This is a genomic window from Actinomyces radicidentis (assembly GCF_001553565.1).
GTDB lineage: Bacteria > Actinomycetota > Actinomycetes > Actinomycetales > Actinomycetaceae > Actinomyces > Actinomyces radicidentis.
Genome location: NZ_CP014228.1, coordinates 1,160,945 through 1,175,624 on the forward strand (window position 1 = coordinate 1,160,945; position 14,680 = coordinate 1,175,624).

Sequence of the window (14,680 nt, forward strand, 5' to 3'; positions counted from 1 at the left end):
CGGTGAACGACGGCGCGCCGAGGCCCGTAGCGCCCCGCGCGGGACGGCCGGGCGGTCGCAGGTCGGGCAAGCGCTCCCCGAAGCGCCACGAATCGTGGACGATGGGGCCATGAGCGCGAAGAAGCAGCCCGCACCCTCCCCGGCCTCCGTCCCCTCGTCACTCCAGGCCTCCACCGAGGCCTTCGCCGCCGGCTCGCACGTCCCCGCCGCCGTGCGCGACGCCGTCGACGCCGTCCTCGACGCCGCCGGCACCGCGGGCTCGGACCGCGCCATCCTCACCACCCGCATCGAGCAGTGGTACCCCGACGTCGCCGACGGCCTCGCCACCCTCTACGGGGAGCCCGCCGCCACGGACTCCGCCGTCGCCCTCCTCTCCGCCGCCGCCAGGGCCTACACCGAACGCTCCGCCGCCCTGCGGCGCCTCGACCTGGCCCGCACCCTCAACCCCACCTGGGCCCAGGACCCCAGCCGCATCGGGTACGCCGGCTACACCGAGCGCTTCGCCGGGGACCTGCGCGGCGTCGAGAAGCGCATCCCCTACCTGCGCGAGCTCGGCGTCTCCTACCTCCACCTCATGCCGCTGCTCACCCCGCGCCCCGGGGACTCCGACGGCGGCTACGCCGTCGCCGACTACCGCCAGGTCCGCCCAGACCTCGGCTCCATGGACGACCTCGAGCACCTCACGGGCGAGCTCCGCAAGGAGGGCATGAGCCTCGTCGTCGACCTCGTCCTCAACCACGTCGCCAAGGAGCACGAGTGGGCCCAGCGCGCCCGCAAGGGCGAGCAGAGGTACCGCGACTACTTCTTCATCTACCCCGACCGCACCGAGCCCGACGAGTACGAGAAGACCCTGCCCGAGATCTTCCCCGACTTCGCCCCCGGCAACTTCACCTGGGACGACGCCGCCGGCGGCTGGGTGTGGACCACCTTCAACTCCTTCCAGTGGGACCTCAACTGGCGCAACCCCGCCGTCATGAGCGAGTTCGTCGACATCATCCTGGGGCTCGCCAACCGCGGCGTGGAGGTCCTGCGCCTCGACGCCATCGCCTTCACCATCAAGCGCAAGGGCACCGACTGCCAGGGGCAGCCCGAGGTCCACGCCATCACCGAGGTGCTGCGCGCGATCACCCGCATCGCGTGCCCCGCCATCGACCTCAAGGCCGAGGCCATCGTCGCGCCCTCCGAGCTCCTCCAGTACCTCGGTCAGGGCAAGTACACGGGCAAGGTCTCCGACCTCGCCTACCACAACTCCCTCATGGTCCAGGTCTGGTCCATGCTCGCCGCCCGCAACGTCACCCTCGGCGCCCACGCCCTGCGCTCCCTGCCGGTCGAGCCCTCCACGGCCACGTGGATCACCTACATCCGCTGCCACGACGACATCGGCTGGGCGATCTCCGACGACGACGCCGCCGCCGTCGGCCTGGAGGGTTACTGGCACCGTGTCTTCCTCTCCGACTGGTACGCGGGCCTCTACCCGGGCTCCGACGCCCGCGGCCTCGTCTTCCAGTACAACCCGGTCACCAACGACCGCCGCATCTCCGGCACCGCCGCCTCCCTCATCGGGATCGAGGCCGCCGCCGAGGCTGTCGAGGGCGTCGACGACGACACGCCCGCCTGGAAGGAGGAGGAGACCCGCACCTGGCTCGAGGAGCGGCTCAACGCCCTGCGCATGGCCAACGCCATCATCTACGGCTGGGGCGGCATCCCCGTCATCTGGTCCGGTGACGAGCTCGCCCAGCTCAACGACCCCAACTGGGACACCGAGGAGGGTCACGAGGCCGACTCCCGCTGGGCCGGCCGCCCGCGCCTGGACGAGTCGCGCGTCGCGAACCGCCACGACCGCTCCACCATCGAGGGCCGTGTCTTCTCCGACCTCGCGCACCTCGGCGAGGTCCGCGCGAGCCTGCCGCAGCTGAGCGCCGACGTGCGCACGCAGGTCGCCCCGGTCGACGACGAGGGCGTCCTCGTCACCTTCCGCGACCACCCGCGCGGCTCCTTCGTGGGCGTCTACAACGTGACCCCCGACTGGCGGCACGTGCCCGCGTGGCGCCTCGCCGAGTACGGCGTGCTGGGCGCCGAGGACGCGCTCACCGGCACGGTGCCCTCCGGCTCGACGACGCTCGAGGGCGCCGGCGACGGCATGGTCCCCGTGCCGCCCTACGCCGCCTGGTGGCTCGTCCGCCCGACCGACTGAGCTGAGGACCGGGCGCGGAGCCCCCACCCACCCACCACAGCCGCAGAGGCAGACATCCTCGGCAGACTGCGACGCCGTCGGCGCCACGGTTTGCCGAGGATGTCTGCCTCTGCGTGGAGCGCGGGCGGGAGCGAGCGCCCGTCGGCCCACCCGGGTGGAACGCCGGGTGGAACGCGCGCGCCCACCCTCCCGGAGGGGCGGGCCCACCATGCATGATGGGCCCATGACCACCCGTGACCTCGCGGGAGCCCGGCCCCAGGACGCCACAAGCGACCTCGCCGCCTCCCACAGCGCCGTCAGCGTCGACGCCACCGCCGACGCCGCCACCACGACCGCCGACGGACTGACCGCCCACGCCCTGTCCACCTCGACGCCCGCCGCCCTCATGGCCGGGGAGATCACCGCGGAGGAGGCCACCCGGCCCCTGTCCGTCTTCGACCTCCTGCGCATCGGCATCGGCCCGTCCTCGTCCCACACCGTCGGCCCCATGCGCGCCGGTCGCGCCTTCGCCCTCGCCCTGGCCGACGTCGTCGCCGCGGACGACGCCGCCCGCGTCAGCCTCGACGGGGCCACCGGCGTCGGAGGCCCCGACGGGCCACGTGCTGCTGATCCGGCCGCGTCGGCTCCGCTGCGCTCCGCCGCCCGCACCACTGAGCCGATCACCCGCGTCACCGTCGAGCTCTACGGGTCCCTCGGCGCCACCGGCCGGGGACACGCCACCGACCGCGCCGTCGTCATGGGCCTGGCCGGCTACGAGCCGCAGTCCGTGCCCTCGGCCGTGTGCGAGCACCTCATGGAGGAGGTGGAGGAGGCCCATGAGGTCGCCGTCCCCGGCGTCGGCGCCATCCCCTTCACCCCGAGCCAGGACATCCACTTCCTGCCCGGCCGGATCCTCCCGTACCACGTCAACGGCCTCACCATCACCGCGTACTGCGCGGCCGGCGGCGAGGTCCTGCGCCGCACCTACTACTCGGTGGGCGGCGGCTTCGTCATGGAGGACGTCGGCACCCCCGGCGCCCCCTCCATCCAGGCGCTCGCGACGGCGACGGCGGCCGCGGCCCACGCCACCCCCGCGCCCTACCCCTTCTCCTCCTCGGCCGAGCTCCTCGAGATCTGCGAGCGCGAGGGACTGAGCGTCTCCGAGGTCGTCATGGCCAACGAGGTCTCCGCGCGCGACGAGGACGAGGTCGAGGCCTACCTCACCGAGCTGCACGACACGATGACCGCGTGCGTCGACGCCGGCATGGACGCCGAGGGGACCCTTCCCGGCGGGCTGAACGTGCGCCGCCGCGCCAAGGCCCTCCACGAGCACCTCCTCGCCCAGCGCACCGGCCCCGCCCGCAGCTTCACCATGGCCGACCCTATGCGCGGCATGGACTGGGTGGACCTGTACGCGCTCGCGGTCAACGAGGAGAACGCGGCCGGGCGGCGCGTCGTCACCGCCCCGACGAACGGCGCCGCCGGCATCGTCCCGGCCGTCATGCGCTACTACGAGGACTTCATCCCGGGCGCCGACGCCGCAGGAGTGCGCCGCTACCTGCTGGCCGCCACGGCCGTGGGAAGCCTCATCAAGACGAACGCCTCGATCGCGGGCGCCGAGGTCGGCTGCCAGGGCGAGGTCGGCTCGGCGTCGTCGATGGCGGCCGCCGGGCTCGCCGAGGCACTCGGCGCGACCCCCGCGCAGGTGGAGAACGCCGCGGAGATCGCCATGGAGCACAACCTCGGCCTCACCTGCGACCCTGTGGGCGGGCTCGTCCAGATCCCCTGCATCGAGCGCAACGCCGTCGCCGCGGTCAAGGCGATCAACGCCGCGCGCATGGCGATGTGGGGCGAGGGCCGCCACGAGGTCAGCCTCGACACCGTCATCGAGACGATGCGCCAGACCGGCGAGGACATGCTCTCCAAGTACAAGGAGACCTCGACGGGCGGGCTCGCCGTCAACGTCGTGGAGTGCTGACGGAGGTCGGCTGAGCCGGCAGGGGTGGTGTGACGCCGTCGCAGATGTCATCACCGGCGTTGGACCGACGACGCTTCGGTCTCCGAACGGAGGTCGGATTGGTGTCGGAGGCACGTGGCATCATCGGGACATGGCAGAGTCCCAGGCCGAGTCGACGAGCACCGCGTACACCATCACGCAATTGCGTGAACTGGTGTCGAGCGGAGGGCTGCGCGTCCCCCAGTTCCAGCGCTCCTTCCGCTGGGACGCCAAGGACGTGAGCAGCCTTTTCGACTCCATCGTCAAGGGATACCCCTTCGGCAGCCTCCTCCTGTGGCAGCGGGAGGCGCCGGAGGATCAGATCACGGTCGGCGCGCTGCGGATCCCGGCGCCGCAGCGCCATGACGCCCTGTGGGTGGTCGACGGCCAGCAGCGCGTGACCAGCCTCGTCAACGCCGTCGATCCGGTCGGGGCCCGGGACCCGCGCTTCGCCTTGGGCTACTCCCTGCGGCACGACGAGATCGTGCGCGGATCGGCCCTCAACGACCCCCTCGCCATCCCGCTGCCGGACCTCTACGACTTCTCCCGGGCGTTGGCCTGGCTCAGTGAGAACCCCGAGGCAGCGGACAGAGCTGCACAGGTGCAGGAGCTTGCCGGCCGCCTCAACAGGATCACGGTCCCGGCCACGGTGATGAAGAACGCCGACGAGGGCACGCTCCGTGAGGTCTTCGACCGCATCAACTCTCGCGGCCGGCGCCTCACGGAGGCGGAGATCTTCGACGCCATCCACGGCGGTCCCGGAGCGGGCACGACGGTGGACGGGATCGCCGAGCGGGTGCAGGCGCAGACCCTCTTCGGTCACGTCGAGGCCAAGACCGTCGTGCAGGCGCTCCTGGTGCGTCGCCACACCGACATCTCCCGGGACGTCCACGGCGAGTTCAGTGAGAGCCGACGGCGTGCGAGCGACTTCCCCGAGGAGACGGAGGCGGAGGCCTTCGACGCCACGGAACGGGCCCTCGTCGCGGCGGTGCGCTTCCTCCAGGACGTCTGCGGGATCCCGCACATGACCCTCGTGCCCTTCCGCTTCCAGCTCCTCGTGCTCGTCCGCGTCTTCGCCTTCTTCCCGGCTCCGCACGACCGCAACGTCGAGCTGCTCAGTCGGTGGGTGTGGCGCACTAGCGCCGGGGCTGGGCGGCTGGGCCTCGCTGGGTCGCAGACGGACCTGCGTCGACTGGCCGGCTACGTCGTCCCGGACGACGAGTCCGGTTCCGTCCAGCGGCTCGTCCGGGACGCTGCGCTCGACGACGGGCCGGACGTCCCGGATCTCCGCGTCTTCCGGGCGACGCGTTCCGACTCCAAGATGATCCTCGCCGCCCTGTGGAACCGGGCGCCCGTCGATGCCGTCACCAGCGAGCCGATCAGCCGGGAGGTGCTCGCGGAGGCTCTGACCGGGGCGTCGACCCCGGCGCCGGTCGTCGCCGATCTCGTCCCTGCGGGTGGCCTGCCGGACGACGCCCCGATCGCGGCGGCCAAGATGATCTCGATCCGCGAGGGGCGCGATCTCCTCGACGCAATCGACGAGGGCACTGATCTAGCTTCCCTGCTCCTCGATGAGGTCATGGTGGAGCGCCTGAGGGCTCGCGACGTGTCGGGCTTCCTCGCGCGGAGGGCGAAAGCGCTCACGGTCTACCTCACGGACTTCCTCGATGCACGGACCGCCTGGGCGCAGGATGACACGCCCCCGCTGGCTGACCTCGTCTTCGACGACGATGACGAGGAGGACGGGCAGGTGGCGCTGTGACCGAGGCTGTCTACGCGGTGCGTCTCCACGGCGAGCACGTCGGCGCCATCCAGCAGCGGGACCGCTTCACCGTCTTCGCTTTCGACCCCGACTACTGGGAGCGTCCGGACCGGTGCGTCCTGGGGCTCTGGTTCGAGGACCACCCCCGGGAGCGCCCGAAGGCCACGAACGCTGTACCCGCCTGGTTCTCGGGCTTGCTCCCTGAGGGCCCCCTCCGTGAGCTGATCGCCCGTGAGCAGGGGGTGAGCACCTATCGGGAGATGGAGCTCCTGGCCCGGATCGGCGCGGACCTGCCGGGCGCCGTCACCGTGGTGCCCGATCCTGAGGCCGGCATCGACGCCGACTTCACGCGGGTGCGCGAGGAGCGCCGGGGTCGGCGGCCCCTCCCGGCCCCCCTGCTGCACCGCGCCTCGCTGGCCGGCATGGTGATGAAGTACTCCATGAGTATGCGCGGTGGACGCATGGCGGCCCCGGCGCATGACGAGGACGGCGACTGGATCCTCAAGACGCCGGACCCCACCTTCCCGGCGCTCCCCGAGAACGAGTACACCGTCATGAGCCTCGCGAGGTGGGTCGGTATCGAGGTGCCGGAGACCGTCCTGTGGGAGCGGGACAGCATTGACGACCTCGGGGACGGTGCGTGGCGCTCGGCGGAGACGACGGCCTACGCGATCCGTCGCTTCGACCGGTCCCCGGCAGGCAGGATCCACATCGAGGACTTCGCTCAGGTCCGGGGGACGTCGGGCACGGGCGATGCGAAGTACCGCTCCACGGTGGAGACGGTCGCAGGTATCGCCTACCGCGGCCAGGACAGTGACTCACTGCGGGAGATGGTGCGCCGGAGCGTCTTCAACCTGCTCGTGGGCAACGGGGACGCGCACCTCAAGAACTGGTCGCTCATCTACGACGACGGGCGTCGAGCGAGGCTCTCACCCGCCTATGACCTCGTGTGCACCGGGGCGTACGAGGGGCACGTGGAGCTCGCTCTGCCCTTCGGGGGAGCGACGCGCCTCGCCGACGTCACACGTGAGTCCTTCGCGAGGCTCGCGGGGCTCCTCCACGTGGGTGAGGCGGAGGTCCTCGACGTCGTCGACGAGACCGTGGAGCGATTCCGCGAGGCGTGGGCTGAGGGTGCTGTCGGCGATCTTGCCCCCGCTCCGGTCCGCGCATGGATTGATGAGCATCTGGAGGCAACCTCGCTGTGCCTGGCGCGGCGCTCCTGAGTCGTCGAGGCGCGCCGACGTGCGGTGATCACCTTCCAGTGTCGTCCTCATCGTACGGCTCGGGGAGCTCGTCCCGGAGCCACGATGCAATGCCCATCAGGTTGTCGATGTGCGTCTCATCTAGGATCTGGACGGCTCGACCCACAGCGTCGATGAGCCTCCGCTGCCCCCGCGAGTCGAGAGTGTCAGGCATGGCGAGGCCGATCCGTCGGGCGCGCTCTCCAGGATTGACGATCGCCCACCACAGGCACAGGTTCGTCACCGAGAGGTCGAGGCCGGCCGCCCGGTGATGGTCAAGCTCGGTGAACGTGTTGCAGGTGAGGGGCTCCTTGACCACGTCGTAGAGCCAGGCGACGTCGTCAGGGGCCACGATGTGGCTCACGTGGGAGACCCGGAGAACGTCCGATGTGTGCTCGACCGCGTCAGCGGGGAAAGAGTCACGAAATCGGAGCTCACGATGGATCTGCTTGTAGAAGGGAGCGAGATCTTCTCCCCGCACGGCCCGCCCGCTCCGTCCGTAGTACAGGAGCATGTGCAGAAGCGCCGTGAGGCTCACTGTGGCAGATGAGGAGTAGCCAAGCAGCTCGGCATGCTCGGCTGGGGTCAGGATCGGGGTCAGTTGCAGCCTGTGCTGGGCACGCATGCGCACCTCGGCCCTCAGGGAGGGCGTGTCCTGCTGCTCCGCTTCGTCGAGGAGATCATGGTCGACGCCCCTCTCCCAACCCATAAGATCGCGCACCGTGCTGAGCGGCAGGGTCTCATCCCCGGCGCGGTTGGTGATGGTCGCGCTCAACAGGGCTTCGATGATGATCGAGCGAGCGGTCGCAGCGGTGCGGTCGTGCAGCATGCCCCAGGGAGAGTCGCCGTGAGGGAATGTCTCACTGATGAAGCGAGAATTGAGAATCGCCTTGACCTGGGCCGAAGTGAGGCGGCACGGGTGTCCGGTGATCTGCTTGGCGAGCTCGCGGTATGCGGCGAGGGGAACGCGTTCGAGATACCTGCTCTCGTCCGCCTCCGCTCGACGTGTGAGGCTGCGGGATGAAGACCACGGGTCGTCGTCCTTCAGGGTGAGAAGGCCTGAGAATTCATCCGCGCGGACACGTGGAGCCTTGTCGGACGTGGTGGTCCGTCCCATCATCGGTTCAGTGAGTGCGGCGTCCGCCTCGAGCAGGTCTCGTATGAGGGCGTCGGCGTCCTGGACGTCTTGAAGGACCCGGTGGAGAAGGGAGGACCTTGTTGGTCCGGGCAGATCGGCGTCGGTTGCTGCGCGGATCAGCGTGTCGCGTCGACCGTCAAGAATGCCGTTCAGTACAGCGGGGCTGGGTAGCCGAAGGGAGCGGATGAACCGACTCCGGGGGTGCCGGGAGGTCTTGACAACTCGGTCACACGCATCATGAAAGTCCAACCACCGGAATTGTGAATTGATGGTGATCGCGAGGAGCTTGCGTTGCTCGTCCTGGTCTTCTGCTCGCCTAATCAGTTCAACGATCTGGACGGTTTGGTGGCCGGACGCTTCAGAAGCGTCGTGATGGTTTCTGCGCCGCAGGAGCTCCGCATGCCCGGCCCGATAGGATCTTTGCCTATCCCAAGCGATGTCTGCTCTCGGATAACTGCTCGAACGCACTCGTCTGGCGGATAGATAAAGGATGGTGAGGACATTGAGGGTGAGGGTGGCGGCGACTACGGCAAAGGAGGCCGACCATCTGGCGACGATGAGTCTTACGGCAAACTTGTTGACCTCTCGGTGCGACATGTATTGGCTGGCAAAGGGTGCGACGACGACCCATGCAACGGCGAGTTGGAAGATCCATGTGGACAGAATTGCCGCTGCCATCGTCCAGGAATACGAGGCGGTGTGGATGTTCTTCCCCATGTAAATGGGACCCGAATGCTGGTCGCGAGCGATGGCGGACATTGCGGTCGCCGAGAACGTGAGGAGGGTGACTAGGCCGACCGCGCCCTTGAGCATCATGCTGACTGGGGGGTTCGCGAGCGCATTGCCGCTAGTCACTATCGACCACGGCCAGAGTTGATCTCTGCTCATGGGGACCGCGGTGAGGCATGCCGTGATGGCGAGTACTAGGAACGTTGGGTATGAGGTCAATGATCTCTGGATGTGGTAGCTTCTTCGATCCCAGCGGTCGCGTAGTTCTCGGTACTGGACGTACAGCCAGTTGCCTTGCGACATACTGATCATCAAGATTACGAGAAGTGCGACGATGGGCCAGGGAATGCCGCTCATGACTCCAAGCCTATGGCGTCGGCAGAGGGGGGCGGCCCGATGGTTGGCTGGAGGTGATCCACTGCATTCGGTCGCCTTTCGAGGTGGCCGTCAACTTGCTCCGGATCGCCGGGGTGTGCACCGGGTGTATTCGTTCTCTGAACTGGAGGGCGCCCATCTCGCCGCCGTCGGCAGTCGAGGCGAGCACAGTCCCTAGACCACCCGTGCGTCGAGGTCATGATTGGTTCCCTACCCACCTGCTCTCCGGCCATCATGTGTGACGGTGACGCCCTGGTCGCCGGTGGCGGCTCATGGGGCTGGGGAGGCGTGCGCGGCAGCGCCATGAGCGTGCAGGTGGAGTAGGACCTTCTCGACGCAGCTGGTCGCCAGGTGCCACAATTCCACCGCCTCCAGCGCTCGGAGCTCCTCCGATCAAAGTCTCCTGGGCTGCCAGTCTGCTTGCATGGCGACGGGCGTGAGGAGTCTGTGTGCTCACGGCACGGCTCTCGACGAGTGCGCCGCAGTGGCACTCGATGCGGTGCCGCTCCTCGTCGCTCGGTGCGACTGGCGTCGTCACCGGCGGTGCGGTCGGAGGGGCCGCGCCGCCCGTCGTCGTCGGCCCAGCGCTGGGGCGCCGCCTTCGTCGTGGTGCCCGTCCGCCGCTGCAGAGCGTCACTCGTAGTGGTACCGGCACGAGGCAATGAGGACGTCGCCGTTGTCAGCGATGCGGTAGACGAGGCGGTGCTCGTCGGTGATGCGCCGTGACCAGTACCCGGAGAGCTGGAAGCGCAGCGGCTCGGGCGTGCCGATACCCTCGTGGCCGCCGCGCTGGACGTCGCGCAGGAGGCGGTTGATCCGCTTGACGACGCTGCGGTCCGAGGACTGCCACCACAGGTAGTCCTCCCAGGCGTCGTCGTCCCAGACGAGCGACATCTCAGTCGGCGTCGTCGAGCTCGTGGACGGTGCCGCGGCCGTTCTCGAGGCGCTCCATGGCGTCGAGGAGGCGCCGCGCGTTGGCGGGGCTGCGCAGGAGGTAGTCCGTCTCCTTGAGGGACTGGTACTCGGCGAGGGAGACGATGACGGCGGGCTCGTGGCCGGCGCGGGTGATGACGACTTCCTCGCGGTCGTCGACGACGGAGTCGAGCACCTCGGCGTAGCGGGCGCGTGACTCGGTGTAGGTCATCGTCTTCATGCGGACCCCTCTCCAGGACGATAGGACTTGGTAAGGACAGGATACTGTACAGGTGTCACGTGAGCAGGCCCCGGTTCCACGTGAAACAGTCCTTGCGCGACGGGCCGAGCGGCTCGCGCTCGGAACCGACCGCGTGGGAGGATCCGCCCCGTGACTGAGCAGACCCGCCTCGAGACGGCCCACCCCGAAGCCGATCCCCAGCAGACACCCGAGCAGGCCCCCGCCGCCGCCCGCGACGAGCGCGCGTGGTGGAAGGACGCCGTCGTCTACCAGGTCTACCCGCGCTCCTTCGCGGACTCCGACGGCAACGGCGTCGGCGACCTCAAGGGCGTCACCTCCCGCGTCCCCTACCTCAAGGCCCTCGGCGTCGACGCCGTCTGGCTCTCGCCCTTCTACCCCTCCGCGCTCGCGGACGGCGGCTACGACGTCGATGACTACCGCGACGTCGCCCCCGAGATCGGCACCCTCGAGGACTTCGACAAGATGTCCGCCGCCCTCCACGACGCCGGTATCCGCCTCATGGTGGACCTCGTCCCCAACCACTCCTCCAACCGCCACCGCTGGTTCCGCGCCGCCATGGCCGGCGGCCCCGACGCCCCCGAGCGCGCGCTCTACCACGTGCGCGAGGGCCGCGGCGAGCACGGCGAGGAGCCGCCCAGCGACTGGCGCTCCATGTTCGGCGGCTCCATCTGGGAGCGCATCGACGACGTCGACGACGCCGGCCGCCCCCTCACGGGCCCCGGCACCGGCCGTCCCTACCAGTGGTACCTCCACGTCTTCGCCCCCGAGCAGCCGGACCTGAACTGGGACAACCCGGCGGTGCGCGAGGACTTCAAGGAGACACTGCGCTTCTGGTGCGACCGTGGCGTGGACGGCTTCCGCGTCGACGTCGCCCCCGGCATGGCCAAGGACATCTCCGACCTCGACCGCCCCTGGTCCGAGATCCCGTGGTGGCCGCTGCCCGAGGACGGCTCCCACCCCATGTTCGACCGCAACGAGGTCCACGACATCTACCGCGAGTGGCGCGAGGTCCTCGACTCCTACGACCCGCCCCGCTTCGCCGTCGCCGAGGCCGGGGTCCCCGCCGCCCGCCGCCCCCTCTACGCGGCCAGCGCCGGCCAGGCCTTCAACTTCCAGATGCAGGACGCCGACTTCACCGCCGCCTCCTTCGCCTGGGCGATCGACGCCGGGCTCGCCGACGAGGCTGCGTCCGGCTCGACCACCTGGGTCCTGGGCTGCCACGACGTCTTCCGCGTCGCCTCCCGCTACGCCTTCGACATGGACACGGCCCTCGCCGAGGCCGCCGCCGAGCACGAGCGCGAGCGCCGCGCCCGTGACGGCGGCGAGGAGCTCGACCAGGCGCACGACGCCGTCGCCGAGGACGACGCCTACCCCGCCGGCCACCAGCTCCTCACCACCCGCCGCTGGGTGCTGGCCGACGGAGCCGAGCCGACGCCCGACCCGGTCGCCGGCGAGCGCCGCGCCCGTGCGGGGGCGCTCGTCATCATGGCCCTGCCGGGCGCCATGTACGTCTTCCAGGGCGACGAGCTCGGTCTGCCGGAGGTGCCCGACACCCCCGAGGACCGGCTCCAGGACCCCATCGCCTTCCGTAACCGCGCCGTCGAGAAGGGCCGCGACGGCTGCCGCGTCCCGCTTCCCTGGACCGAGTCCGGCTCCAGCCACGGCTTCGGGCCCGACGGCGGCGCCGAGCCCCACCTGCCCCAGCCTGCCGGCTGGGGATCGCACGCCGTCGACGTCGAGGCCGCCGACCCGGAGTCGACCCTCTCGCTCTACAGGGAGGGCCTGCGCCTGCGCCGCGAGCTGTGGGGAGCCTCGAACCGAGGTGAGCTCACCTGGCTGCAGCGCGACGAGCAGGTCCTCGCCTTCGAGCGCGGCGGCCTCCAGTGCTGGACCGCCTTCGGTGCCGACGTCGAGCTGCCCGCCGGTGAGGTGCTGCTCTCCAGCGCCCCGGTCGGCGCGATCGAGGCCGACGACGGCACCGCCGTGAGCGTCCTTCCCGCCGACGCGACCGCCTGGCTCCGCCCCGCCCGCTGAGCCCCCGCTGCCCCGCCGAGATCGGGACATCCTGACCCTGAGATCGGGACATCCCGACATCGAGATCGGGCCGGTATCCCCAGCATGGGGATACCGGCCCGATCTCGCGGTTCATATGTCCCGATCTCGCGGGACGGGAGGTCAGCTGTTGGTGTCGGAGGTCGACGAGCTGCTGGACGAGTCGGCGCCGTCGGTGCCGGACTGGCCGGACTGGTACTGCTGGCCCGGGCCTCCCTGGCCGCCTCCCATGCCGCCGCCGCTCACCGTGACCTCCGCGGCGGTCACCGAGGTCGAGCCGCCCGACGTCGTGCTCACCGTGTAGGTGGTGTCGCTGGTCAGGCCCAGGATCGTGAAGGAGCTGCCCGAGATCGCCGAGGTCAGGTCCCAGGAGCTGCCGTCGGAGCTCGACACCGAGATGGTGTCGCCCTCGGCCACGGTGCCGGTGATGTTGGTGCCCGCGGCGGACAGGTCGCCGTTGACGTCGACGGAGCCGTCGGGCGAGCCGTAGGTGCCGATGATCGCGATCTCGCCGCCGGAGATCTTCGCCGAGCCGTTGGAGTCGATGCCGTCGGAGGAGGCGTTGTCGATCTGGACCTCGCCGCCCGTGATGGTGACGTAGGCGCCGTCGTCGTCCTCGGAGCCGGCGTTGTCGTAGCCCTCGATCGTGTAGTCGGAGTTGGTGGCGTTGATGCCGTCGTCGCCGGAGGCGATGTCGAGCGTGCCGCCACCCACGTTGATGAAGGCGGACTGGATGCCCTCGTCGGCGGCGTCGAGGGTGACGGTGCCGGAGTCCTGCGTGTAGGAGACGCCTGCGTCGATGCCCTTGGGCTTGGAGGTGTCGTCGCTGCTCGAGGAGTCGGTGCTGCTCGACGACGAGTCGTTCTGGCCGCCTCCCATGCCGCCGGGGCCCTGCTCGGTGGTCGAGGCGTTCTCCTGACCGCCGCCGGCGGTGACGTCGAGGGTGGTGCCGTCGACGGTGACGTCGGTGGTGGCCTGGACGCCGTCGTCGCCGGCGGTGATGGTGATGGTGGCCTCGCCGAGCTGGACGAAGCCCTTGGTCTCGTCGTCGTCCTCGGAGGACTTGAGGCCGTCGCCCTGCGCGTCCGCGGTGATGGTGCCGCCGGAGACGAGGAGGTAGTCCTTGCCGACGATGCCGTCGTCCGCCGCGGTCACGGTGATCGTGGTGTCGCCCTGGATGACGAGGCCGTTCTTCGAGGAGATGCCGTCGTTGGAGCTGCCGGTCACGGTGAGCTCGCCCGTCCCCGTGATGGTGAGGTCGTCGGAGGAGGAGAGGGCGGCGGTCGGGGCGTCGTCGGAGGCGTCGGAGTAGGTCTCCCCGTCGGCGAGGGTGTTCTCGGTGCCGTCCGCGAGGACGACGACGGCGGTGCCGGCGTCCTGGACGTCGATCGCGGCGCCGTCGGCGTTGGTGATGGAGGCGCCGTCGGCGTTGGTGATGGAGGCGCCGTTGAGGACGACGTGGACGTCGGCGTCGGAGGCGTTGACGACGAGCTCGCCGTCGTCGAGGGTGCCGGAGACGACGAAGGTGCCGCCGCCGGTGATGGTGACGGTCGTGCCGTCCACGGTCACGGAGTCCGCGTCGGAGCCGGAGACCTCGACGGAGTCCCCGTCGAGCGTGATCGTCGTAGCGCTCGAGGTGTCCCAGGAGCCGGAGTTCTCCTCGTCGGTGGAGGCGCCGGTGGCGTCGGAGGTGTCCGCGTTGGCGGAGGTGATGTCTGAGACCGTGGCGCCGGTGGAGGCCGAGGCGACCTCGCTCGTGATGGTCGTCCAGGCGTCCGAGGAGCTGGAGGACGTGGCGCTCGAGGAGGCGCTGCTGGCGGAGCCGGAGGCCGACGCGGTGCCGCAGCCGGCGACCAGGGCGATGGCGGCGAGGGTCGCGACGGCGCCGCCGGCGCGCTTGCGGGTACCCGGTGCGGTGCGCCCGGAGCGGCTGAGGTGCTTGAGGGGGTTCTTCATCTGGGTCTCCTGGTGGCGCCGGGTGGCCCGGCGGGGGATCGGCTGATCGCTTCGTACGGTGCTCATGCTTCCGAGGCGCCTTGT

At 70.1% G+C, this 14,680-nt stretch carries 9 protein-coding genes; 5 read left to right on the plus strand and 4 right to left on the minus strand.

Annotated features, from left to right (window positions below; translation table 11 throughout):
* Positions 1-109 precede the first annotated feature (109 nt).
* The 4 genes from AXF14_RS04875 (at position 110) to AXF14_RS04890 (ending at position 7,154) form a co-directional block, all read left to right on the plus strand.
* Complete coding sequence (locus AXF14_RS04875) at positions 110-2,194, plus strand: alpha-amylase family protein (protein ID WP_067941310.1); 2,085 nt, start codon at positions 110-112, stop codon at positions 2,192-2,194.
* 223 nt (positions 2,195-2,417) lie between these two features.
* Complete coding sequence (locus tag AXF14_RS04880) at positions 2,418-4,151, plus strand: L-serine ammonia-lyase (RefSeq protein WP_084355364.1); 1,734 nt, start codon at positions 2,418-2,420, stop codon at positions 4,149-4,151.
* A gap of 130 nt (positions 4,152-4,281) precedes the next feature.
* Positions 4,282-5,931 (plus strand): DUF262 domain-containing protein, encoded by a 1,650-nt coding sequence (locus AXF14_RS04885; protein ID WP_067941312.1) that lies wholly within the window; start codon positions 4,282-4,284, stop codon positions 5,929-5,931.
* The gene (locus AXF14_RS04890) at positions 5,928-7,154 is read left to right on the plus strand and encodes a type II toxin-antitoxin system HipA family toxin (protein WP_067941314.1); all 1,227 of its coding nucleotides are present in this window, start codon (positions 5,928-5,930) and stop codon (positions 7,152-7,154) included. The genes AXF14_RS04885 and AXF14_RS04890 overlap by 4 nt, the downstream gene beginning before the upstream one ends.
* A 28-nt stretch (positions 7,155-7,182) precedes the next feature.
* On the opposite strand, the gene AXF14_RS13585 is transcribed toward AXF14_RS04890, so the two are convergent.
* The 3 genes from AXF14_RS13585 to AXF14_RS04910 form a co-directional block, all read right to left on the minus strand.
* Positions 7,183-9,396, minus strand: coding sequence for a hypothetical protein (locus tag AXF14_RS13585; protein ID WP_150118421.1), 2,214 nt, complete (start codon positions 9,394-9,396; stop codon positions 7,183-7,185).
* Between the two features lie 651 nt (positions 9,397-10,047).
* Complete coding sequence (locus AXF14_RS04905; RefSeq protein ID WP_067941320.1) at positions 10,048-10,308, minus strand: Txe/YoeB family addiction module toxin; 261 nt, start codon at positions 10,306-10,308, stop codon at positions 10,048-10,050.
* A 1-nt stretch (position 10,309) separates the two neighbouring features.
* Complete coding sequence (locus AXF14_RS04910) at positions 10,310-10,567, minus strand: type II toxin-antitoxin system Phd/YefM family antitoxin (protein ID WP_067941322.1); 258 nt, start codon at positions 10,565-10,567, stop codon at positions 10,310-10,312.
* Between the two features lie 150 nt (positions 10,568-10,717).
* On the opposite strand from AXF14_RS04910, the gene AXF14_RS04915 reads away from it, so the two are divergent.
* Positions 10,718-12,622 (plus strand): glycoside hydrolase family 13 protein, encoded by a 1,905-nt coding sequence (locus AXF14_RS04915; protein WP_150118422.1) that lies wholly within the window; start codon positions 10,718-10,720, stop codon positions 12,620-12,622.
* 141 nt (positions 12,623-12,763) lie between these two features.
* Here the strand turns inward: AXF14_RS04915 and AXF14_RS04920 are convergent, their stop codons facing one another.
* Entirely contained in the window at positions 12,764-14,596 is a 1,833-nt protein-coding gene (locus AXF14_RS04920; protein WP_067941327.1) for a carbohydrate-binding domain-containing protein, read from the minus strand.
* Positions 14,597-14,680: the final 84 nt, after the last annotated feature.